This is a genomic window from candidate division WOR-3 bacterium (assembly GCA_039801085.1).
Classification (GTDB): Bacteria; Hydrothermota; Tepidihabitantia; order Tepidihabitantales; family Tepidihabitantaceae; genus JAOABP01.
Map to the genome: position 1 here is coordinate 709,758 of JBDRTY010000001.1, position 22,913 is coordinate 732,670.

The 22,913-nt window shown below is 46.0% G+C and carries 19 protein-coding genes; 13 read left to right on the top strand and 6 right to left on the bottom strand.

The window, feature by feature from the left end:
• Positions 1-122: 122 nt before the first annotated feature.
• From ABIK48_03380 to ABIK48_03405, 6 genes are all read left to right on the top strand, one after another.
• Positions 123-758, top strand: coding sequence for a GyrI-like domain-containing protein (locus ABIK48_03380; protein MEO0021198.1), 636 nt, complete (start codon positions 123-125; stop codon positions 756-758).
• A 53-nt stretch (positions 759-811) separates the two neighbouring features.
• Positions 812-1,132 carry a hypothetical protein gene (locus ABIK48_03385; protein ID MEO0021199.1) on the top strand — a complete coding sequence of 107 codons (321 nt, stop codon included), beginning with the start codon at positions 812-814 and terminating at the stop codon, positions 1,130-1,132.
• Between the two features lie 5 nt (positions 1,133-1,137).
• The gene (locus ABIK48_03390) at positions 1,138-3,330 is read left to right on the top strand and encodes a hypothetical protein (protein MEO0021200.1); all 2,193 of its coding nucleotides are present in this window, start codon (positions 1,138-1,140) and stop codon (positions 3,328-3,330) included.
• Between the two features lie 10 nt (positions 3,331-3,340).
• Complete coding sequence (locus ABIK48_03395; protein ID MEO0021201.1) at positions 3,341-3,820, top strand: V-type ATP synthase subunit K; 480 nt, start codon at positions 3,341-3,343, stop codon at positions 3,818-3,820.
• Between the two features lie 2 nt (positions 3,821-3,822).
• A complete protein-coding gene (locus tag ABIK48_03400) occupies positions 3,823-4,362 on the top strand; it encodes a V-type ATP synthase subunit E (protein ID MEO0021202.1) in 540 nt (179 codons plus the stop codon).
• Positions 4,363-4,590: 228 nt separating this feature from the next.
• Positions 4,591-7,728: a T9SS type A sorting domain-containing protein gene (locus ABIK48_03405; GenBank protein MEO0021203.1), complete on the top strand. Its 3,138-nt coding sequence runs from the start codon at positions 4,591-4,593 to the stop codon at positions 7,726-7,728.
• 68 nt (positions 7,729-7,796) lie between these two features.
• On the opposite strand, the gene ABIK48_03410 is transcribed toward ABIK48_03405, so the two are convergent.
• The 4 genes from ABIK48_03410 to ABIK48_03425 are packed head-to-tail and all read right to left on the bottom strand — an operon-like array spanning position 7,797 to position 10,798.
• Positions 7,797-8,234 (bottom strand): HIT family protein, encoded by a 438-nt coding sequence (locus ABIK48_03410; protein MEO0021204.1) that lies wholly within the window; start codon positions 8,232-8,234, stop codon positions 7,797-7,799.
• Between the two features lie 15 nt (positions 8,235-8,249).
• On the bottom strand, positions 8,250-8,813 hold the full coding sequence (locus tag ABIK48_03415) for a pyruvate kinase alpha/beta domain-containing protein (GenBank protein ID MEO0021205.1): 564 nt from the start codon (positions 8,811-8,813) through the stop codon (positions 8,250-8,252).
• 24 nt (positions 8,814-8,837) lie between these two features.
• Entirely contained in the window at positions 8,838-9,404 is a 567-nt protein-coding gene (locus ABIK48_03420; protein ID MEO0021206.1) for a hypothetical protein, read from the bottom strand.
• A 14-nt stretch (positions 9,405-9,418) separates the two neighbouring features.
• Positions 9,419-10,798, bottom strand: a complete 1,380-nt coding sequence (locus ABIK48_03425; protein ID MEO0021207.1) for a thiolase domain-containing protein — start codon at positions 10,796-10,798, stop codon at positions 9,419-9,421.
• Positions 10,799-10,993: 195 nt separating this feature from the next.
• Here ABIK48_03425 and ABIK48_03430 point away from each other — a divergent pair, with 195 nt between their 5' ends.
• The 7 genes from ABIK48_03430 to ahcY are packed head-to-tail and all read left to right on the top strand — an operon-like array spanning position 10,994 to position 18,054.
• Positions 10,994-11,467 (top strand): hypothetical protein, encoded by a 474-nt coding sequence (locus ABIK48_03430; protein ID MEO0021208.1) that lies wholly within the window; start codon positions 10,994-10,996, stop codon positions 11,465-11,467.
• Between the two features lie 44 nt (positions 11,468-11,511).
• A complete protein-coding gene (locus ABIK48_03435) occupies positions 11,512-12,189 on the top strand; it encodes an HD domain-containing protein (GenBank protein MEO0021209.1) in 678 nt (225 codons plus the stop codon).
• A 50-nt stretch (positions 12,190-12,239) separates the two neighbouring features.
• Positions 12,240-13,052 carry an MBL fold metallo-hydrolase gene (locus ABIK48_03440; GenBank protein ID MEO0021210.1) on the top strand — a complete coding sequence of 271 codons (813 nt, stop codon included), beginning with the start codon at positions 12,240-12,242 and terminating at the stop codon, positions 13,050-13,052.
• Entirely contained in the window at positions 13,027-14,643 is a 1,617-nt protein-coding gene (gene mutL, locus ABIK48_03445) for a DNA mismatch repair endonuclease MutL (protein ID MEO0021211.1), read from the top strand. Before ABIK48_03440 ends, mutL begins: the two co-directional genes overlap by 26 nt.
• Positions 14,640-15,578, top strand: coding sequence for a tRNA (adenosine(37)-N6)-dimethylallyltransferase MiaA (gene miaA / locus ABIK48_03450; GenBank protein ID MEO0021212.1), 939 nt, complete (start codon positions 14,640-14,642; stop codon positions 15,576-15,578). The genes mutL and miaA overlap by 4 nt, the downstream gene beginning before the upstream one ends.
• Positions 15,575-16,771: a methionine adenosyltransferase gene (gene metK / locus ABIK48_03455; GenBank protein MEO0021213.1), complete on the top strand. Its 1,197-nt coding sequence runs from the start codon at positions 15,575-15,577 to the stop codon at positions 16,769-16,771. Before miaA ends, metK begins: the two co-directional genes overlap by 4 nt.
• A 26-nt stretch (positions 16,772-16,797) precedes the next feature.
• The gene (gene ahcY, locus ABIK48_03460) at positions 16,798-18,054 is read left to right on the top strand and encodes an adenosylhomocysteinase (GenBank protein ID MEO0021214.1); all 1,257 of its coding nucleotides are present in this window, start codon (positions 16,798-16,800) and stop codon (positions 18,052-18,054) included.
• A gap of 20 nt (positions 18,055-18,074) precedes the next feature.
• On the opposite strand, the gene bamA is transcribed toward ahcY, so the two are convergent.
• Together bamA and ABIK48_03470 are read right to left on the bottom strand one after the other, a co-directional pair.
• A complete protein-coding gene (gene bamA, locus ABIK48_03465; GenBank protein ID MEO0021215.1) occupies positions 18,075-20,315 on the bottom strand; it encodes an outer membrane protein assembly factor BamA in 2,241 nt (746 codons plus the stop codon).
• Entirely contained in the window at positions 20,312-22,750 is a 2,439-nt protein-coding gene (locus ABIK48_03470; protein MEO0021216.1) for an ATP-dependent Clp protease ATP-binding subunit, read from the bottom strand. The genes bamA and ABIK48_03470 overlap by 4 nt, the downstream gene beginning before the upstream one ends.
• Between the last annotated feature and the right edge of the window lie 163 nt (positions 22,751-22,913).

The window sequence follows — 22,913 nt, forward strand, 5'->3', positions numbered from 1 at the left end:
AGTTATTCACAATAAATGAAAGAATGCCGATGTCAAATTAAATCAGTTTAAAAAATTTGACACGAGAATGTACGGCAGTATAATTTTGCAAATTTTAATAATTTTCAGTAAAGGAGTACCCGATGGAAGGAAAATTGAGAAGTCTGATTATTTTTGTAGTTGTTCTTCTTTTGTTTGGCTGCGGTAGTAGGAAGGAAAAGGTTACCGGCGGTTTCAGTGCCGATGTGGAGTCGCTTGTAGTGTTTAACAATGTTGCTGTTATGGAAAGAACCGGGCCATACAAAGATATCGGTGGGGCAATAGCAGATTTGATGTCTCGGCTTCAACGGTACAATGTTCCTGTTGCCGGTAAACCCTTTGCAATCTACTATAACGATCCTACAGAAGTATCTCCGGAGAGTCTGAGCTGGGCAGTTTGTGTGCCGTTGAATACAAATGCAAATGTCGATTCTGGCTCTGGGATAAAAACAGTTAATTTGCCGCGATCGCTCTTCGCATATACTATTCATTCGGGGGGATATGTAGATATAGCTCAAAAATATGATCGGCTGGCAGACTGGATTGAGGAACACGGATTAATGATTGCCGGACCGGCACTGGAGTTCTGGCTTTCAGATGGTGACGTACCGACAGAATCCATGCGGATCAAGCTCGGTTTTATTGTTGCCGCTGCACCCGAAATTGAGGAAGATGAGACCGAAGAACTTGAATATCAGGAAGAGGAAGATACTTCTGCAGAAACAATTCCAGGAAGGTGATGTCCATAAACGCACCTGGTTCAGGTTGCAAACTGCTGTAATGTTACAGCTGTATGGCAACTGATTTCCTTATCGAACTGCAGCAGGCAGAAGCAGAGGCAAAAAAACTGATTGAGTTAGCAGAGACCGAAAAAAAGCAGATGGTGGAGACAGCAGAAGCGGATGCTCGACAACGTTTGAATGAATTTCGAGTTCATCTGCAGGGGAGGCTGGAACAGGCAGTTCAACAAGCAAAGGCAGAAGCACAGCACATTGTCGAGGCTGCAGTTACAGATGCCCAGAAGAAGTGCCAGGAATTTGATAATCTGCCGGCGGAACGGGTCCATCAGGCTGAGGAACTGCTTAAAAGAAAGTTTTTCGAGCAATGGCAATAGACCAAGTGAGTAAATTTGTCATTGCCGTTCATCAGAAGAATCAGGAGGAATTTCTTATCCGGTTGCAACGTCTTGGGGTATTCCACATCACCCGCCGTGATCAGATGGAAAGTCAGCAGCCGGATCGGGATCTTGTCCGGCTCCTAGGTACAATTGAGAACCTAAAGGCGGGTGCCGGGAAACGAGTTCCGGCGCGAATCAGCCTCTCACGTGAGGAATACGAACAGCTGGTTACCGCATATGATGTTCGTCCAACAATAGAGAAAATTGAATCATTAATTCAACGGAAAAGCGAACTGCTTGCCCGAGAGCGTATAATAGTGGAAGAGATCCGTCGGCTTTTGCCTTGGGTTAATCTTGAGTGCGCTCCTGCCGAACTGCTGAAATATGGCGATATCCGGTTTGTCTTCGCTCGGTTCTCGGACCGGGAAACTTTTGATGAGATTCAAAAAATAGTTTCTGATAAGCCGGTGGTATTTCAGATAATTAGTGAAGATGAATCCGGAATCTACGTCTTGGTTGCGTTTTCGGCAGATTATGAGCCAGATCTGATGTCCGAGCTGGCAGGGGTCAACTGGCAGAGTGAGAATCTGAGTGGACTTGACCGCACCCCCGCTGAAGTTATTAAAGAGCTGCAGTCGGTTCAGATTCAGCTTCAGAAAGAGCTGGAAAATATCCAGCAGGATCTGGAACGGCTGGCCACGGAATTGCCTAGATTGAAAGCCAAGGCAGATGCACTGATTAACGAGCTTAAACGCCGCGAGGTAGAGAATCAGATTCCTAAAACTGAGTGCACAATTCTCCTTTACGGCTGGCTCCGGAACCGGGATATTCCCAGACTTCAGAGACTTGTGGAAGAATTTGGAGTGGCGGCAATGATACCAGTGGAACCGGAGCCGCAGGAGCAGCCACCCGTTGCACTGGTTAACCGGAGATTATGGCGGCCGTTTGAACTCGTGCTTGAAATGTATCAGCTGCCTCTGCCGGATGAGCTGGATCCAACTTGGCTCATTGCACCATTCTTCGGTATTTTCTTCGGTCTCTGTATTACCGATGCGGGCTACGGTCTAGTACTGGCGGCGCTGACTCTTTTACTGATGCGCCGTTTGGGTTTCAGCAACAAGCTTCTGGGGATGATTCTGATTGGTGCCGTACTCACAATTCCCGCTGGAGCTATGGTGGGGGGATGGTTTGGTGATTTGCCAGATCGGTTGGGTGTAAGCTGGTTGGCAGCTTTCAAGAACCGGCTGATGTGGTTTGATCCAATGAAGGAACCCCTGAAGTTTTTTCTTATCTCAATTGCATTAGGTTATATTCAGTTGAATGCGGGTATTTTGTTTGAAATTGCTGACTGTCTGCGGCGGAAACAGTTTGGGGAAGGTTTCTTGGGACAGCTGCCATGGTTTGTGCTGCTGAATGGAATCGTAGTACGTCTGCTTGCGGGTAGATCACTGCCCTCTTATTTAAACTCAATCTTGATGGTATTGATTCTGCTTGCAGTCGCCGCAATTATTGTTTTCACCCAGAGGGAGCGTGAGACGCTGATTTCGCAGTGGCTCTGGTATGGTTTGATCAGTGCTCTGCTGATATACTTCGCCCAGAGGCTTAACTGGTTGAGTGCAGAGTTTGCATGCGTACGCTGGGTCGTATTGGGAATCTTTATCCTCGTGCTCGGTTATGCCGCTGCGACGGTATCTATGCACCGGTGCTGGAACTTGAAGCGCATACTTTTGGGTATACTTACTCTTATTGGCCTGGCGATTTATCTTTTTAAAATCATGCCAGCTTTTGTCCCCGGGCTTTTGGGTTTGCTTTTTTATTTTGCTGCCCCCAGTGGTCAACGACTGCTGGCAAAGTTTGTCTGGGGTGGTTATGCGCTTTACAGCGCCACCAGTTACATCGGGGTAGTTCTTTCTTACATCCGCTTGATGGCTCTTGGTATGTGTACAGGAGGTGTGGCAATGGCGATTAATGTCATCGCCTGGATGGTTCTGTCGATTCCGATAATTGGGCCGGTTCTGGCACTGATTGTGCTGTTAATCGGCCATGGATACAATATTGCAGTCAATGTGCTGGGCGCATTTGTTCATTCCCTCCGTCTGCAGTATGTTGAGTTTTTTCCCCGTTTCTACACTGGCGGAGGAGAACCCTTCAAGCCATTTCGTGAAGTCAATGAGTTTGTAGTGTTGAAATCATAAGGAGGAGTCAATGGTTGATCCATTTGGTCTGGCAATTGCTCTGTTAGGATGCGTAGTGGCAGCGTTGCCAGCTGGTATCGGTTCGGCAATGGGCATCCGCTTGGTTGCCGAAGTGGCAAGCGGAGTCATGGCTGAGGATCCGAAGAAATTCGGAAATCTCTTCATTCTTGTGGCACTTCCCGGGACTCAGGGGTTTTATGGATTTCTAGGAGCATTTCTGGCAATAATGAAACTTGGATTACTCGGGAATATAATGCCGATAACCTTGGGTCAGGGAATTCAGATGTTTGCTGCCTGCCTGCCGGTTGGTATTGCCGGGTGGTTGACTGCTATCTGGCAGGGTAAGGTTTGCGCTGCCGGTGCCGAGTTGGTTGCTAAGCGTCCGAGTGAGTCGACGAAAGCGGTGATCTTCGGAGCTCTTGTCGAGACCTATGCGGTGCTCGGTCTGCTTGCGACGATATTTCTGCAGATGGGTGTCAAGCTGGGATAACTGTGGGGAAAAAAGAGCTGATCGAAAAAATTCTCAGCGATGCCCGCCTTCGTGCAGCTGCCATCAGGGCGGAGGCGATAAACGAGGTTCGCCAGATTGAACAACGGGAACGGGAGGCAGAAGAAAGACTTCAGGCTGAAAACGAGATGTTGATTCGCTATCGGGTAAACATGATTCTGGAAAATGCCCGCAGCCAGGCACAACTGGAAGTCAAAAAAATGATTCTGTCAGCAAGATGGGGGGTAATTGAACGAATCAAGGAACGAACAAAGTATGCGGTCATGAACAGTCCGGAATATCCGGAGTTGCTTAAGCGCCTAGTAGAGAAGTATGCAGGCCCAAAGGCAAAAGTCCATCTTTCTCCTGAAGATACAGATCGCTATGGTAAGCACCTTAGGGTTGAACTTGGCGAGCCCGTACCAATTTCCGGCGGAATGCTTATCAGACGTGAACGGGAGGAAATTGACCTGTCGCTCGACAGTATATTGACTCAAGTCCTTGAAGAGAACATCACCGCACTGGCTGAAGTCTTATTCCCGTAGATTTTACAGCTTACTTCTAATATATATCTCTATATATGGAAATGCTTTTTAAGTTTTGGATAAAAAGTTGTCCAGCCGAGAGAGGAATCACTTGACTTCAATGTTTTTGTGGGATAAAATTTGATTGATTTAAGGGTTACATTCCGGCCGGAATTCCTGAATTTTCACCGCTATTTTATTTGTTTAACTAAAGGGCTTAAACCAGAATTAAACAGGAGGCTTTATAAAATGAGGACTGTACTGTGTGGTCTAATGCTAACTGGGGCAGTTGTATTTGCGCTGGTCGGCGGTTCTGATTTTACGCTCCCAGAGGACGGCTGGAGCGGAATTTTCAACCTTTCAGATGATGGAGTTGCCCAGTATATGGGTTACGGTTACCAGCACACAGTGGCGACCGATACCGGAGGTAACGTTCACGTCGTCTGGTATGATAACCGAACCGGAACTAATCAGGTGTTCTATCGGAAATGGTCCAAATCAACTGGCACATGGGGTTCGGTCGTTCAAATAACCAATCAGGTGGCTCCAGTTTATCGTCCGGCAGTCGCCTGTGACTATTCAGGTAATGTGCATATTGTATGGTACCACTCCACTGCTAATTACTACGGTATCTGGTATAAAAAATGGGATGTGGCGACCGGAGTATGGGGCGATTCGGTCCGGCTGTTTGATCCAGGAGGAAATTACCTCAATTATTATCCTTCCATTGCCTGCCGACCAGGCGGTGACAACATTCATGTAGTCTGGTACGGGAGAGATGCTGCCAATCCGAGTTATTACCGGGTGCGGCATATGGAATATGTTCCGGGTTCCGGTTGGAGCACGATTACGATTGTTGACACGATGGCGATTGGTACAACGGAAATTGCCTCGGTGGCGGTGGACAAATGGGACAGTGTCTATGTCGTCTGGCGAACCCAAGTTGCCGGGAACTATCAGGTATTTTATCGCTGGAGAAGTGGCAACGGTATCTGGCGGGGTATCGAGCAGGTTTCCAATGTAAATCCCAATGCCCCGATGTATGCCTGTGCGGTTGCGGTTGATACTGCCGGTTCAGTGGTGCACGTGGTCTGGAATGGGGATGTTCCCGGCAATTCCAATGACCGGATTTTTTGTCGTTCCCGAACCGGTTCCGGCTGGGATACAACCGAGACGGTCAGTGCCTATAATGACGGTTCTCAGTATGATCCGGTAGTAGCTATTGGTTCGGATGGCGCGGTTCATGTTAGTTGGCGGGGGTATACTGAAGTATCAACCGCACGACAGGAAATTCTTTACCGCACAAAGCGGAATGGCATATGGGGTCAGGTAATCCAGCTGACCAACCGCAGTTCCGGTTCCAGCGTGCTGACACCCGCGCTTGCTGCCGGTCGGTTTGATGATCTCCATTTCGCTTGGTATGATAATACCGATGGTGATAATGATGTTTATTATATTCGTGGAGAACTGGTGGATCCGGGTGTAGCACAAATTTTAGAACCGACCGGAGGGATGGTCCCGGGGACTCAGGTCAATCCGAGGGCGGTCTGGCGGAATTACCGCCTGTACAATCAGACTGCATTAAGGGCGTACTGTTTTTTGATTAATCCTGCTGGGAGTCGTATATACCGAGAGTCAGTTGATGTACCCGTGCTTGAACCCAGTTCTGAGGATACGATTGTTTTTCCGAGTTTTATCGTAACCAATACCGGTAATTGGACGGTCCGGTGCTCAACCAGTGCCGAGTTGGATATTAACAGCAATAATGATGTTGCGGAAGCAAATTTCAGTGTCTATAACACTGATATTCAGATGTTCCAGATTCAAGCTCCGAGTGGAACAGTGGATACGGGAACAGTCGTGACACCGCGTGGACGCTGGTGGAACCGCTCGGCAAATCCGGCAAGTTTTGTTGCCTATTTCCAGTTGTTTAATTCCTCAGCGGCTTTGGTCTACTTTGAATCACTTGCAGTCAATAATCTTGAAGGTCATCAGGACATTGTTCTTAATTTTCCTTCTTACCGGATTTCCGGAGCGCCTGGAATTTGGCAGGCACGGTGTTCCACTTTTTGTCTCAGTGATACATTTGCCGAAAATGATACATTACGCAGCTCTTTTACTGTTCGTGCCCTGCCTTACTGGCCCTACGGCTGGAAAGAGGTTAAGTCCATGCCTTTAGCCCCTTCAAACAAGGGGCCAGGCGATGGAGCCTGGCTGACTCAGTTACGATTCGGTGGTAACCGGTATATCTTCGGATTGAAGGGGAACAAGACCGGGGATTTCTATCTTTATGATCCACTCGCCGATACTTGGCACCAGCTGAAACCGATGCCTCTGGGGCGGGAGTTAAAACCACCACGCCGGGCTTCGGTTGGTGTTGCCGGGGGGGATTGTATCTATGCGACCAAAGGGAATAATACGCTGGGGTTCTGGCGGTATATTGTGGCATCGGATTCGTGGGAACAGCTAACGGATGTGCCGGAAGGCAGCGGGAAACGGGTAAAGGCCGGGACTGATATGGTATATATCAGACGGCCTCAGACGGATACCGGTTATGTCTATTTATTGAAAGGATATACCGACGAGTTTTACCGGTATAACACCCTCAGCGGTACTTGGGAGACACTAGCACCAGCGCCTTTGACTGCCACAGGAAGAAGATGGGATCGTGGTTCGTGGATGGTATATGCCAAAATGGGCCAAAATTTCTACATTTTTGCTCATAAATCAAAATACCATGAGCTCTGGAAATATGATGTACTGGGTGATTCCTGGTTCAGTTTCCAGTTGCGGGGGATGCCGTATTCGAGCAGGCTCACCGGGAAATCAAAAAAGGCTAAGGATGGCAGTGCCGGTGCGTATTATGATGAGGCGATTTATGCGCTTAAAGGTGGTAATACCTGCGAGTTCTGGTGTTACGATGTGATGGGAGATTCTTGGATTGAGTTGGATACCATGCCCTCGGTTGGTTCTTTGGGGAAGAGAAAGCGGGTAAAAGGTGGCGGTGATATTGTCCTGTACGAGGATGGCGTATTTTTTGCTCTAAAAGGGGGAAAGTCGCCGGAGTTCTGGCGTTATTATCTTGCTGACACGCTCTTCGCTGAGAGACTGAGTCATTCACCACTTATGAATAGTTCTCAGACCGAAATGCCCAAGAGTCAGCTGTTCATAACTAATCCGATTACCAATGGGTTAATTAAACTGCAGCCGACCGAATCCCATTCTGTGTTCATTGAGATTTTTGATGTTAGCGGCAGAATGGTGCTAGCGCGACAGGTGAACGGGAAAACGGGTGTGTTGGAGATCAGAGATTTTTCTCCTGGTGTGTATCTGTTTAAAGCTACATCTTGCGGGAAGGTTGCTTGCTGCAAACTGATAGTTAGGTAGCGTTAGCGAATGAGACAGTCGGGGCGGATAAATCCGCCCCGACTTATTTTTATTTTGGGGGAATGATATCAGGGTTGAGCGTTTCTGATTTCTTCGGCAATAGCGTCCAGCTCTGCAGCTGTGAACTGCGGCTGGAGTCGTGCCTGACAGAAGTGATGGAAATTGAGAGTTTTGTCCAGAAGGTTTTCTTCTCCTTTAATAGTGGGAATGATTAGCATGTGTAGGTGAGGAACGCGTGTCCCACGGATGAGCATCGTAATATATTCACAATTAAATGCGTTCTTGATTTTGCGCGCGACAAGGTAACAGGTACGGAAAAAAGGCCCGGCGATGTTATCTTGAGGTTCGATATCGGTAATGAGCGGGATGTGTCTTTTGGGAATGACGAGACAATGACCGCGCGAAATCGGGTAGAGGTCGAGAAAAGCAAGTGTTTGTTCGTCTTCATAGACCTTTCGGCAGTGTGCTCTACCGGCGATGATTTGGCAAAAAGGACAATCATTCATAATATCCTCCTTAAGTTAAACCGGTTTGCAAATGATCTGTTTGATTTTTGTATCGAAGAAATGATGGGAATGGGCGGGGCGAATAACTATCGCAGTATCCGCCCCAGAGCCAGTTCCCCCAATGCTGATGATGTCTTTACCATAGGGTATCAGACCGGCATCCAATGTCATAACCGCTATTTCTACTGCTACTTTGAATCCCTCTCCTAAAGTACGATATGTGTGGGCGACGATTTCTGCTGGGCTGATGCCACCGAATTTCAGACGCAGCGCGCGATCAACGCCAGCAAATAAATGGGTAGTTCTCAGCACGGGAATTCCGATGGCGTTTAACCTTCGTTCAGCTGCTGATGACATTTCCCGCATACCGGGTTGAGTGAAACCGGCGTGATGAGTTACACAGATAATTGATAAATCTTTCGGTATCATACGCAACAGTTGAAGTACTGTTTTCCCAGTAGTAGAGGCGACAACAAGATGTTTGATTTTGTTCTTCCGGGAAAACTCAAGAACCAGTTTAAAAGTTGAGGTTGTATTAACACTGCCAGGGTATTTGAAATATTTGATGGAGGATAACATCGAACTCAACAAGGTGTATATGTTTTATTCCAGAGGTTCCCAATATAGATCGAGAATTGTATTTGTAGGTTTTCTCATTCTGAAACCTGCCTTAACTTTCATGCCGATCTTTGCTTCTCCGCGAATGAGGTAACCTTTCATAATCGTGCAACACCCAGGTATCTTGACATCAATCTGATAATATGGATAAGAAAGTTCAATACCAAATCCAGGATACTCAACGCGTGTGAATGTAAAAATTTCACCGATTACCGGGTTGTGTAAATCAACCCATTCCATCCTAGCATGGCAATCCGGGCAATCGGCTCGTGGAGGAAGCCACAGGCCCTTTTCGCAACCAGGTGTAGGACAGCGTGTTGCACGTAAAATGCCTTTTTTCAACCCTTCGAAAAAGGGGGTCAGTAAGCCATAGGTATGGTGATGAATCAGAGTTCGCGGCCATTGAATAACCATAGCAGGGTCGGTTTTTTCTACGAGCATCGGTTTACCGATAAACTTTATTTCGGCTTTTTTCGTTCCCCTGCGACCTGTTGAAGCACGCGGTTTTTTTATTTTTTTGATTTCTTTTTTGTTCTTTTTGGTTGCTTTCATGCTTTCTCCTTATTTCACACTTCTTCGGGGTTTACCAGAATACCACAAGTCACATGGGAGCCTACTCCAGCATGTGAGATCCACATTGCCCGACGACGCCGGGGAATTTGAAGTGATTTCCAATCGGCAGGTTTTTTCTTTCCATAACGTTCCCACATTTTGGGGTCTCCATGAAATTTATCATACTTCCCCTGAAGCTGCCAGAGACATTCTATACCTTGGAAAATGCCAGTTGCTCCCACTGCATGCATAGTTCCTAATAATCCTCCCGAAAGATTGGAGGGGCAGCGTCCTCCATAATATGCATCTCCAGAAGTAATGTACTCTTCTTCGCGCCCGTAAGGTCGAAGTCCGACATCTCCATATGTTTGCAGATCTGAAATTGTAAACGCGTCATGGAGTTCCACCAGGTCGAATTCTTCACAAGGTTCTTTCGTTATGCCCGCCATCCGATAAGCCATATACGCAGCAAAACGGGATGCCAAGAAACTTTGGAAGCCGGGGTAGGGTTCGTTTAACTCTTTTTCCATCCAGTCATACATTCCTGGGGTTTCATGGGGAAGAAGAGGGATTTCCATATTCCGGCGGTCGGCAACCCGTAGAGTATGAGTGCCTCCCGCGATATATAGTCGCATGGGATTGTCCGAAAGTTTGTAGGCTGTTTCTTCATCACACAGCAGCATACATGCAGCTCCGACTGACATTGCGCAACATTCGTGCATTCGTAATGGATCGCAAGCAATGCGGCCAGCAAGAACTTCCTCCACTGTTAATTTTGCCGGTTGCTGGGCAAACGGTGACATCCAAGCATAACCTTTATTTTTAACGGCAATTGCAGCCCGGATTTCCTCCTTTACTTTGAAAATGTGAGCAAAACGACGTGCCATGGGGGCATAGTATGCAGCATACATCCGAGCAAGACGAGTTTCAAAATCCTTGCATGCAGCAGTCGAGATGTAATAATTACCAGTTCTGGTATCAACCTCATCCATCCGTTCCCATCCCATTACCAGTACACAGTTAGCATAGCCGGAAGCGACCATATTTGCTCCGACCAGTGTAGTATAACCTCCAGTGGCCCCGCCGGTTTTAATGCCTACATTAGGCAGCGGATCGAGTCCGAGGTAGTCATGAACCTTTGCTTCACATAGTAGCTGATCCTGAAAATGGTCAGCGAATTCTCCATAGCATGCCATGTTGATCATTCCTTTTACTTCCAGTGGTTCTAGTTTGAGGTCATTTTCTTCGAGCAACATCCGGAACGCCATCATACAAAGTTCTTCCAGTTTGTATTCAGGATAGTATTTACGGTAATCTGTTGTACCACCGGCGACAACATAAACCGGACGCTGAAACTGCGGAACCCTTAGGTTCCCGGGTTTGAATTTAATCATCGCATTCCTCCTTGATTATCAATCTTGTAAACTTCGCGGGGTATTGTATTCATTAACTCCGTTATGATAACAAAACTTTTTTATGAATCAAATGAAATTAATGTTTGCCGTCGCGTCCATATTACCATGGGGAAATGCATAAACAATAGCATTTGTAACAATTGACTGTTAAAAAGCATAATATAGTATTAATATATGCTTTATATTCAGACACTTGAATTACGGGACTATATTGACAAAACACGCATTTTTTTTGGCGAAGGACGTGGTGAGTGTGGAATTGCACTGCATTTGCCGATTAAGAACTACATGGCTGGCAGTGCACCAGCGACCGATTATGCGTTAATGATTACTGTTGCCAATCACCTGATTGAATTTCTGCTTTATAAGCGACTGAATCGCGGACCACAGCAGTGGGATTATAATCCGGAGAAAGCAGCTGAGATTTATACAGTATGCGGAGATAATGTCTCCACCAGCGGAATTATCATTGAGGATCGTAATTATCCATCCGGCGCCAAGCTCCAGGTATTTCTTGACAAGACCTTCGGGGTGAATGAGGTGGCAATTCGTTGGAAAGGGCAGATGGTTGGTGATGAGCGGCTCCTCGCTGACTATGAGGAGTATTTAAAAGAATATTTAAGCGATAACACTTTGGGTAACTTATAAAGTATAAATTAATAAGTCGATTCCAAAAGTCGCTTGAGGTCGCAATGATGCCACTTTTTCAAACTTTAAATTTGAATCGGATTATAAAAGACGCGGAAGTCAAGGCACTCATTACTCAAGCTGACCACCAACTTGAAGTTTTGGGGTACACCGAACACGGAACGAGACATGCCCGGCTGGTAGCTAAGAACAGTCGCCGGATTCTAATTCAGCTGGGCTATGACGAAAGAGTAGCGGAGTTAAGCGCAATTGCAGGGTATTTACATGATATTGGAAATGTTGTTAACCGTGAAGCCCATGAGCGGACCAGCGCTATTCTGGCGCGCAGTATACTGTTGCGGCTCGGTATGAATTATGGTGATGTTGCTAAAATTATGACGGCAATTGGTAATCATCACGAAGAGAGTGGAAATCCAGTGTCAGAAGTTGCAGCAGCACTAATCCTTGCGGATAAAGCTGATGTTCACCGCAGTCGGGTCCGCAACCCAGCACTTGTCAAGTTTGACATCCATGACCGGGTAAACTACGCAGTGCGGAGTTCAACACTATCGGTTGACAGCGTCAACCGGCGAATTGTATTTGATTTAACAATTGATGTGGGCATTGCTTCCGTCATGGAATATTTTGAAATTTTTTTGAGTCGAATGCTTATTTCCCGCCGTGCGGCTGATTTTCTAAAATGTCGCTTCGAAATGCTAATTAACAATACGCGCTTAGTCTGATCTCGTGTTACTTTATTGACTTTATTTCTATTCCAATTTATGCTAACATGTTGCAGGAGAAAAAAGATAGCGATAGACTTATATTTCTGGGATCCGGCGGTGCAAGAATTGTGATTGCCAGGCAGGTGCGTGCATCAGGGGGTATGTGGTTTTCCCTAAGCGGGCTTCAGTTTCATGTTGACCCCGGACCTGGCGCTTTGGTACGCGCATTATCCAGCCGGCACATCCTTGATCCTACCAAGTTATCGGCACTTCTACTTTCTCATCGGCACCTTGATCATTCTGCTGATATTAATGTGATGATAGAGGCAATGACTATGGGGGGGACAGAAAGGAGGGGAAGGCTCTATGCGCCGGCCGATGCGCTGGAAGGTGATGATCCAGTTGTATTTCGTTATCTCAGGGCTTTCCTTGAAGAGATTATAGTTCTGAGGGAGAAGGGTATTTACAACCTGGGAAAGATCAACTTTACCTGTCCGGTAAGACATCGTCATCGGGGTGAGGTGTATGGTTTCAAATTTGAGAGTCCTGGACTGGAAATTTCTTATATTGCCGATACCGCCTATTTCCCGGAGTTGGCAGATTATTATCAGGCAGATATTGTAATTTTCAATGTTGCTCGCTACAAACCTTCGGACCTCGATCATCTTCACTTCCCGGAGGTTGAACAGTTAATAAAAGCAATGAAACCGAAACTGGCGATCATGAGTCATTTCGGCATGACGATGATTAAAGCAAAACCTTGGTTGCTGGCGCGTGAATTGAGCCAGAGAACCGGATGCGAAGTAATTGCAGCCAGTGACGGGTTGGCAATATCATTAGAACGATATAAAAAAGATGAGACAGGAAAGAAAACCGGTTAGACTGCTTCCTGAGGATACTGCCCGACGGATTGCTGCGGGCGAAGTGATTGTTCGTCCGGCGTCAGTCGTCAAGGAATTGATTGAGAATGCCCTTGATGCGGCTGCCCACAAAATTACAGTTGAGGTGAAATCCGGCGGCAAGGATTTTATTCGAGTCGTTGATGATGGATTGGGAATGACCCGAAATGATGTCCGATTGGCAGTATTTCGACACGCTACAAGTAAAATTGAAAGCATTGAAGACCTCGCAAAGATTTACAGCTATGGTTTTCGTGGTGAAGCACTGGCAGCAATAGCGGCGGTAAGTCGTATGACAATCGAAACCAACGCTGCAGACGGAGAGGTTGGAACGAAGCTTGAGGTTGAGGGAGGGGATATTAGAGCGATTTCTGACATCGCGCGCACACCCGGAACGACTGTTACCGTACGGATGTTGTTTTACAATCTTCCGGTTCGAAGGGCTTTTCTGAAATCAGATAATTATGAATTACGCTTAATTTGGGAACAATTGAGAAACTATGCTCTGGCATTTCCTGATGTTGCATTTGAGCTAATCAGCAATGAAAGATCTGTGATTAAAATGCCGGCGGTGAATTCCCTCCGGGATCGAATGCTGCAGCTTTATCCACGCCAGACTGTCGAGTCGCTGATCGAACTGCGCGTGCAGAATCCCATTCTTAATGTTTATGGTTTTATAACTGAACCATCACAATTGAAGAATTTTACAGAGGTGCAAGCAATATATTTTAACCGTCGTCCGGTACGCTGTCAGCCGGTAGTGAAGGCAGTTTATGATGGATACAGTCCATTACTGAGTGGGAAACATCCTGATTTTATTATTTTTCTGGAAACCGATCCCAGCCAGCTCGATGTCAATATCCACCCGACAAAACAGGAAGTCAAGTTTGCTGATGAACGGTTTTTGTTTGACTTTATCTCGGAGGCAGTGAACAGTGTGCTTGTTACCAGCAGGCGGCACCAAATTTCAGCGGAGGATGTATTAGTTCATGATAGTTTGATAGATAATACGAGGACTATGAACGATTTCTGGCAGTTACACAATAGTTACATTTTTGCCCAAATCGCCTCCGGATATGTAATTATTGATCAACATGCAGCCCATGAACGTATTCTTTATGAGGAAGTGAAGAAAAGCAGACAAAGAAATTCAGTTACACAAGGGTTGCTTTTCCCCATAACTCTGGAGCTTAAACCGGAGGAGCTAGATACACTAGAACGCCTTCAAAAACGTTTGTTTGAGATGGGTTTAGAAATAAAAGTATTCAGCGGGCGTACTGTAGTTGTGGAAACAATTCCTGCAGGTTCCTATATGGGCAAGGATGAATTACGGGAACTATTCAGTGAACTTGTTCACATCCGTTCCGATAGAACCTTACTTGAAGAGGAACTGGCAAAGCTTGTCGCCTGCAAGGGTGCAATAAAGGCTGGACAGCGGTTGACACCTGAAGAGATGCAATCTCTTATCAACCGGTTGTTTCTCTGCACCGAACCATATTTCTGTCCACATGGACGACCAGTAATTATTAAGATTTCTTTTGAGGAATTGGAACGGAGATTCGGACGAAGTTGAAGATTTTCGTGCTCACCGGTCCAACAGGAGTTGGGAAGACCGAGGTGGCTGTTGAGCTTGCGCAGCGATATGATCTGGACATCATATCTGCTGATTCGAGGCAGATATACCGTTATTTTGACATTGGAACCGCGAAACCGGATCGAAGACTGCGGGAGCTGGTAAAGTTCTATCTCATTGATTTCGTTGAGCCGGATCATACTTATTCGGCAGCCCAGTTTGCACGCGATGCACTTGAGATTATTAATCGACTAAACAGCGAAAGGCGGAAATTCATAATCGTCGGTGGGTCCAATTTCTATCTTCGAGCATTATTTAAGCCTTTTTTCAAAGTTCCGCCGACTAATCTGATGTTACGAAGGCATTTGATGGCTCAGAGCGGTCAGGAATTGTACCGGCGTTTGCAGACAATTGACCCTGAACGCGCAGCACAGCTCCATCCTAACGACCGGCAGCGGATAGTAAGGGCGCTCGAAATCTATGGGTTGACCGGAAAGACATTTACCCAATTAACAGCTGAACAGAATACTCAGCCATTGCTGCAACCATTTTATGTGGTTCTTTCGATGCCCAAGGATCAGTTGTATCAAAGGATTAATCAGCGGTTTGATCAGATGATCAAGGATGGATTGATAGACGAAATAAAGCAGTTGCGTAGCAGAGGTTGGAATGTTGATTGTCCAGCCTTCCAGAGTTATGGTTATCGAGAGCTCCTTCTCTATCTTGAGGGGAAGATCGATTTAGAGACAGCGGTTCAACTGGCAAAAAAGAGAACTCGCGATTTCGCACGGAGGCAGTTGACTTGGTTGCGCTCGCTGTCCGATGTTTTTTGGGTGGAGGTGCACAACTTATCAAAAGCCTTCAGAAAAGTTGAGTTTATATTTAGTTATAAGTATAATATAAACCAAGGAGCGAGTGAAAGGAGTGCAAAGTGACATTAACGAGATTTACATCCGAATCAGTAACCGAAGGGCATCCGGATAAAGTTTGTGACCGGATTTCCGATGCAGTTTTGGATGAAGTGCTCCGTCAGGATCCAATGGGACGGGTAGCATGTGAGACATTTATCACGGTTGGCATGGTACTGGTGGGGGGGGAAATTACTACCAAGGCTTGGGTAGACCTGGAACGTCTTGTGCGCAAGGTTCTCAATGAAATTGGGTATGTTAACACCGAATCCGGTTTAAGTGCGGATTCCTGTGCGATTCTTAATGTGATTGGCCGCCAATCTCCTGATATTGCGCAAGGCGTTGATGCTGGAGGCGCTGGTGATCAGGGAATGATGATTGGATACGCCTGCCGTCAAACCGATGAGTTGATGCCGCTTCCCATTGTCTTGGCGCATAAAATAACCCGCCGACTTGCCGAAGTCAGAAAAAAGGGAATTTTGCCTTATTTGAGACCGGATGGTAAGGCGCAGGTTACCGTAGAATATGAAGACGGCAGACCGATCAGGGTTGATAGTGTTGTAATTGCTGCTCAGCATGATGAAACGGTTCTTGACCGGAGCGGGAAAAAAATTACAAAGACTGCCCGTGAGGAAATTATTGCCACAGTGGCAAAGGCAGTTATCCCTGAGTATTATATTGACCGGCAGACAAAGTTTTTTGTAAATGAAACCGGCAAGTTCGTAATCGGCGGACCTCAATCTGATACGGGTATGACGGGAAGAAAAATTATTGTGGATACATATGGCGGCTGGGTACGGCACGGAGGCGGTGCCTTTTCAGGTAAAGATCCCACAAAAGTTGATCGTTCAGCAAGTTACATGGCACGGTACATTGCTAAAAATCTTGTTGCAGCAGGACTCTGTGATGAAGTAGAGGTAAGGTTGGCATACGCGATCGGAAGGGCCGAACCAGTTGATGTTTCGATTGAGACTTACGGGACGCATCAAATTGATATTGTTAAACTGGAGCATATCATCCGGGACTACTTTCCCCTAAAACCTAAGGCAATGATTGATTATTTGAAGCTCCGGAGTCCAATTTATCAACCGACAGCAGCCTACGGTCATTTTGGGCGTAAACCGCACACATGTCGCGATCGGGAGTTGAAACGGGAGATGGAATTCTTTACATGGGAAAAGACCGACTTGGCAGAAGAACTGAAGAATCTGTTAAAATAAAGAGGCAAAGTATGAGAAACATAAAGATTGATTATGAAATCAAAGACCTTGCAATGGCAAATCATGGTGTCCGCCGGATCGAATGGGCTGGACGGTTCATGCCGGTTCTGAAACGAATCCGCGAGCGGTTCGAAAAAGAAAAACCGCTTAAAGGCGTAAGGATGAGTTGCTGTCTTCATGTTACATCGGAAACGGCCAATTTAGTCAAAACATTAAAAGCAGGCGGAGCTGATCTAAGATTGTGTGCCTCCAACCCCCTTTCAACTCAGGATGATGTTGCAGCTGCGCTGGTAAAGTTTGATAAAATTTCAGTGTTTGCAATCAACGGTATCGATCGCCATGGCTATTACCGCCATATTGAAAAAGCTCTGCAGCACGGGCCCCACATTACCACCGATGATGGTGCGGACTTGGTAACGACATTGCATAAAAAAGGGGGTGTTCTGCTTTCTGGTGTTATCGGAGGAACCGAAGAAACAACAACTGGTGTGCTGCGACTGAAGAGTATGGAGCAGGCAGGTGTACTGGCTTATCCAATTATCGCCGTTAATGATTCATTAACGAAATACCTTTTTGATAATCGCTATGGCACCGGACAGTCGACTTTGGACGGAATACTGCGTGCTACAAATATTCTCTTTGCGGGGTCAATAGTTGTAGTGTGTGGATATGGATGGTGCGGGCGGGGTGTCGCACTGCGAGCGCGGGGAATGGGAGCGGAAGTCATTGTTACAGAAGTTAATCCAATAAGAGCACTGGAAGCGCGAATGGACGGGTTCCGGGTAATGAGACTTGTCGATGCTGCTCCTGTCGGGGATATTTTTATAACCGTGACAGGTAATATTAATGTAATTGACCGCCACCATTTACTTAAAATGAAAGACGGAGCTATTATCTGTAATGCCGGGCATTTCGATGTTGAAATTAACTGCCGCGCGCTGAAGGAAATCAGCAGGAAAGAGCGAGAACTGCGGGATGGTTGTGTTGAATACTTGCTCAAAAATGACAGGAGGATTATACTTTTGGCAAAGGGAAGGCTTGTTAATCTATCTGCGGCTGAAGGACATCCGGCAATGGTTATGGATCTTTCATTTGCCAACCAAGCAATGGCTGCCGAATTTTTACTTAATAATCGAGGCAAGCTTGCTCCAAAAGTCTACAAGCTACCGGAGGCGATTGATGAAGGGATTGCGCGTCTAAAACTGGAGACCCTAAGTATCAAAATTGATTTTCTAACGGCGGAACAGAAAAAATATATCGAGGATTGGCAAACTGGTACCTAAGTCTGTGATGCAGGTCGGGGTTAAAACGTGGTTCCTAACTGAAAATGAGGTTCCCAGCCGGGTTGAGGTTTATCGAATCCGTATCCCAAGTCGAAACCGATCAGTCCAAGCATTGGGATTTCGAGCCGAACCCCTAATCCGGCGCCCCGTTTAAGGTCGGAAAAGCTGAACTGTTCAGGTTGATTCCAAGTGTTTCCAGCGTCAAAGAAAGCAAGAAAGGTAACCTGCGGATTGAGGCGCAAACGATACTCAAAGGAAAATATGTTCAGCATAGTACCACCGATCGGGAATCCGGCATCGTAAGGCCCGATTGAGCTTTCTCCATATCCCCGGATGCCGTCGACTCCGGTTCCTCCGGGGTAAAACCGTTCAGAAAGCGGAATAGTATCACGAGTGCTAAATCCTGAAATATAGCCCAATCGGGCTCTACCTTTAATACCGAATTTCCAAAAGAGCGGCAAGTACTGCGTCAGATCAATTGTGTGACGGTGAAAATGAATATCCCAGAAGGAAAGATCAAGTGAATAAGTGGCTACAGACCCAGTTAATGGATTGAAGATGTAATCGCGTGAGTCCCGGGTGAGCGTAATAGATGGAAGAAATGAAGTTTTATGAACAGTATCGCGATAGATGTTGAATGTTTTCGAGGGCTTGTATCCACTGCTTATTGATGCTGGTGGGACATACCCGTCGCTGAGGCGCAATAAGAAATAAATTCGTGAATAATCAAGTGGCAGGGGACGAGAGAAGGAAATACCTCCGCTCATAATCTGTTTACTATAATAGTTGTAATCTCTTGTCAGATAGGAGATATCAAAACCAGCAGATACTGGAGTGTCAAATAGCCAGGGTTCTGTAAAACTTAATTGGAAGTCAGTCTTTTTACCACCCTTTTCTAATCTCAGAGATGAACGCCAGCCTCTGCCGAGAAGGTTGGGCTGTTGGAGTTCTACATAACCAGCAAGTTTATCCTGTGCCGAATATGTTATTCCAGCGCCAATAGTTCCAAAGAAACTCTTCTCTTTAACTTTATAAATCAAATCAATTGTGCCGGCTGTATCTACCTGCCGATAGTCAATGGCGACATCATCGAAGAAACCCAGATTGAAGATATCTCTCTGACTGCGCATAATTTCGGAGCGTTTGAAAACATATCCAGGCAGGGAGGATATTTCACGCCGGATAACTTTATCCCGGGTTTGTTGGTTACCTTCGATTTTCACAAGTCTAATCGTTGCCGGGGCTCCTTCTTTGATATCGTAATTGATATATACGGTATCGGCGTTAATCTTTTCAATCGGGATGATTTGGGCATATATATAACCTTTTTCAGCATAAATATTGTAAATTTCAGCAAGTGTTGCCTGAGCTAGTTTGATATTATATACAGAGCCGGAATGGTAGCGAATCAGTGAGTAAAGACGAGCTGAATCAACAATCGTATTGCCGGTAATCTTGACTGCCCCGAAGTAATATCGTTTTCCTTCGGTTAGATAGATATTAATATCCACCCAACCTCGGTCGAATTTCACATCATAATCAATTATTCGGGCATCGATGAATCCTTGTTGTTTATAGAAGTCAACAATCCGCTCCAGGTCTCTGGGAAGTTCTTCCTCTTTAAGAGTTCCTTTGCGATACCAGGTTTTCTGGCGATTGACCAGTTTAATTTCAATCTGGGGGTCAGTAAAGTGTTCATTACCATATATTTCAATATTACGAATTTTCACCGGTTCGCCCTCGTCGATCTGAAAAGTCAGAATGACCTCACCAGAACTATTCGGTCTGCTCTGAATTGATTGGATATTAACCAGCAAAAACCCTTTCTGTTTATAAAGTTTCAACAGCTCTTGTTGCCAGTCAAATACTTTTTTTGCCGAAAGAATTTCGCCGGTCTTTGTTTTTATCTTTGCTTGGAGGTCCTTTTTTTTGATGCGCCGATAACCTTCAAATTCAACATATTTGAGTTTAGGATATTCTTGAACTACGAAATTAAGATAAATACCATCTGCAACTCTTGTGGTTTCGGCTGTTACTTGAGAAAATAATCCGAGATCATAGATTTTTCGAATGGCATCCGCCAAGGAAGAGCGGAAGTTGCTATGAGTATAAATCTGTTGTTCGCCAAGACCGGAGGTGCGTATAACCAAAGCCGGGTCGCACCGGGTGGTAGAAGCGGTTATTTTCAGGAGTGCGATCCGGTCCGTGTCAGCACTCGACAGTTGATTCAAAAGAAGAACAGTTAGAAATAATGAATTCATTCCTGGACCGGCGCTTCTGCTTCGGACGGAGCCTCCCTGAATATCAGGCGATTTCCATCCCGGTCCACGACAATATGTGGCTGTTCAGAAAATCCACCCTTCAGCAGCTCTTCAGCTAAGGGGTCTTCAAGCAGACGGCGGAGTGCCCTTTTTATCGGACGGGCACCATATTGTGGATCAAAGCCTTCTTGGACGAGCAGTTCTTTCGCAGCGGGGGTCAGTTCAATCGTGATTTTCTTTTCCTTTAAACGAGCGGCAATTTCTCGGATTTGGATGTCGACGATAGCCTCCATTTGAGGGCGGTCAAGGGGATGAAAGACAATGACTTCGTCAACCCGGTTAAGAAATTCCGGACGGAATACTCTTTTGACCTCAGTCATTACCTTATTTCTGATATTTTCATAATTTACCTCAGGGGTGGGTGATGTAAAACCGACACTCGCGACACCCCTGATTTCGGTAGAAGCGATATTGGAAGTCATTATGATCACAGTATTTTTGAAGTTGATCTTGCGGCCCAAGGAATCGGTAATTTGACCGTCATCGAGAATCTGCAGCAGAATATTAAAAACATCCGGGTGTGCCTTTTCGATTTCATCAAAAAGAACGACCGAATAAGGTTTGTGTCGGACTTTTTCTGTCAGCTGTCCGCCTTCTTCATAGCCGACATAGCCTGGAGGCGCACCCACTAATCGGGATACATTGAATTTTTCCATATATTCCGACATATCGAACCGAAGCAACGCTTCTTCATTTCCGAAAAGGAAACGGGCAAGAACGCGGGCAAGTTCAGTTTTGCCGACACCAGTCGGTCCGAGAAATATAAATGAACCAATAGGCCTTCTGGGGTCTTTGATGCCGGCGCGGGAGCGGCGAATGGCCTTGGCTACTGCTGTAATTGCCTCATCCTGCCCGACGATCCACTGTTTTAGTTCTTCTTCCATCCGCAATAATCGTGACGATTCTTTTTCTTCCAGTTTTGCCAGAGGTACCGAAGTCCATGAGGACACTACATATGCAATGTCTTCTTCAGTAACTACCGGGAAACTGCCTTTTTTCTCCCATTCTTTGCGCTTACGTTTAAGGTATTCTGTGAGTTTTTTCTGTTCATCACGCAGTTCAGCTGCCTTCTCAAATTCCTGCCGGCGAACCGCATCCTCCTTAGCCCGGGTTATTTTTTCAATCCGCCGTTCAATCTCATCCAGTTCGGGATTTATGACGGGGCGCATCAGTTTCACTCTTGAACCGGCTTCATCAATTACATCTATCGCCTTATCAGGCAGGAAGCGATCAGTTATATAGCGGTCAGCAAGATAAGCTGCAGCATAAAGCGCAGCATCTTCATAGGTTACGTTGTGGTGAAGTTCGTATTTTTCTTTTAAACCTTGGAGAATTTGCACGGTTTCAGACACAGTGGGAGGATCTACCATGATCTTCTGGAAACGGCGTTCCAATGCCGAATGTTTTTCGATGTACCGGCGATATTCTTCAGGGGTGGTAGCACCGATGACTTGGATTTCACCTCTTGCGAGTGCTGGTTTGAGAATACTAGAAGCGTCAATAGCCCCCTCAGCTGCACCTGCGCCAACAATTGTATGAATTTCATCAATAAAGATGATACAATCACCAGAATGCTGGATTTCGTTGAGAATTGATTTTAACCGTTCCTCAAACTGGCCACGATATTTGGTACCGGCAACGATTGCTGCCATATCAAGCGCTAGCACCCGTTTATTTTTTAGAACATTCGGAACCCGGCCCGCAATAATCCGCTGTGCCAAACCTTCGACAATGGCAGTTTTGCCGACGCCGGCTTCTCCGATTAGCACCGGGTTGTTCTTTTTGCGCCGGGCAAGAATTTGAATTATCCGTTCGATCTCTTTTTCGCGCCCGATAATCGGGTCCAGTTTTTCCTCGCGAGCCAATTGTGTTAAATCCCTTGAGAAGTAATCAAGGGCTGGTGTGCGGGATTTACCTTTGGTTCCGGTGGAATTTTTGTCTCCGGATAATAACCGGATTGTTTCTTGACGAACCAGTTCGATGTCTACGCCCAGTGATTGGAGTACCTGGCAGGCAATACCGTGTTCTTCGCGCAGCAAGCCGAGCAAGAGATGTTCGGTTCCGACATATGTATGATTCATTTTTCTGGCTTCGTCAACCGCATAATTCAAAGCTGACTTTGCTTCTTGGTTCAGGGGGACATCCCCCAGGACCAGAGTTTCAAAACCTGCGGGAACAGCATTTTCTACCGCCCGGCGTAAATCGTCGAGATTGATGCCTAAGTTAGTCAGGACAACTGCAGCAACACCTTCTCCTTCCTTTACAATACCGAGCAGTATATGCTCAGTGCCGATATAATCGTGATGAAGTCTAATAGCTTCTTGGCGCGCATAATTCATTACTTTGCGCACGCGGTCAGTAAATCTTTCCTGCATATCTATAAATAATTTATTTGAATTCCTTCAAAAGTCAATCTATAAACTTCTGTATTTTTGACTCCTTTTTTGTTACTTAGGGTTCCCGTCTAATTAAGGTGAAATTTTTATTACCCGAGTATTGGGAGATTTAACACCCTTTATGATGTATATTCCCGTAGGG

Excerpts from the sequence above, each read along its gene's own strand:
- ABIK48_03380 (MEO0021198.1), top strand. The coding sequence starts at position 123 with ATGGAAGGAAAATTGAGAAGTCTGATTATTTTTGTAGTTGTTCTTCTT.
- ABIK48_03385 (MEO0021199.1), top strand. The coding sequence starts at position 812 with ATGGCAACTGATTTCCTTATCGAACTGCAGCAGGCAGAAGCAGAGGCA.
- ABIK48_03395 (MEO0021201.1), top strand. The coding sequence starts at position 3,341 with ATGGTTGATCCATTTGGTCTGGCAATTGCTCTGTTAGGATGCGTAGTG.
- ABIK48_03405 (MEO0021203.1), top strand. The coding sequence starts at position 4,591 with ATGAGGACTGTACTGTGTGGTCTAATGCTAACTGGGGCAGTTGTATTT.
- ABIK48_03410 (MEO0021204.1), bottom strand. The coding sequence starts at position 8,234 with ATGAATGATTGTCCTTTTTGCCAAATCATCGCCGGTAGAGCACACTGC.
- ABIK48_03415 (MEO0021205.1), bottom strand. The coding sequence starts at position 8,813 with ATGTTATCCTCCATCAAATATTTCAAATACCCTGGCAGTGTTAATACA.
- ABIK48_03420 (MEO0021206.1), bottom strand. The coding sequence starts at position 9,404 with ATGAAAGCAACCAAAAAGAACAAAAAAGAAATCAAAAAAATAAAAAAA.
- ABIK48_03425 (MEO0021207.1), bottom strand. The coding sequence starts at position 10,798 with ATGATTAAATTCAAACCCGGGAACCTAAGGGTTCCGCAGTTTCAGCGT.
- ABIK48_03430 (MEO0021208.1), top strand. The coding sequence starts at position 10,994 with ATGCTTTATATTCAGACACTTGAATTACGGGACTATATTGACAAAACA.
- ABIK48_03435 (MEO0021209.1), top strand. The coding sequence starts at position 11,512 with ATGATGCCACTTTTTCAAACTTTAAATTTGAATCGGATTATAAAAGAC.
- mutL (MEO0021211.1), top strand. The coding sequence starts at position 13,027 with ATGAGACAGGAAAGAAAACCGGTTAGACTGCTTCCTGAGGATACTGCC.
- bamA (MEO0021215.1), bottom strand. The coding sequence starts at position 20,315 with ATGAATTCATTATTTCTAACTGTTCTTCTTTTGAATCAACTGTCGAGT.
- ABIK48_03470 (MEO0021216.1), bottom strand. The coding sequence starts at position 22,750 with ATGCAGGAAAGATTTACTGACCGCGTGCGCAAAGTAATGAATTATGCG.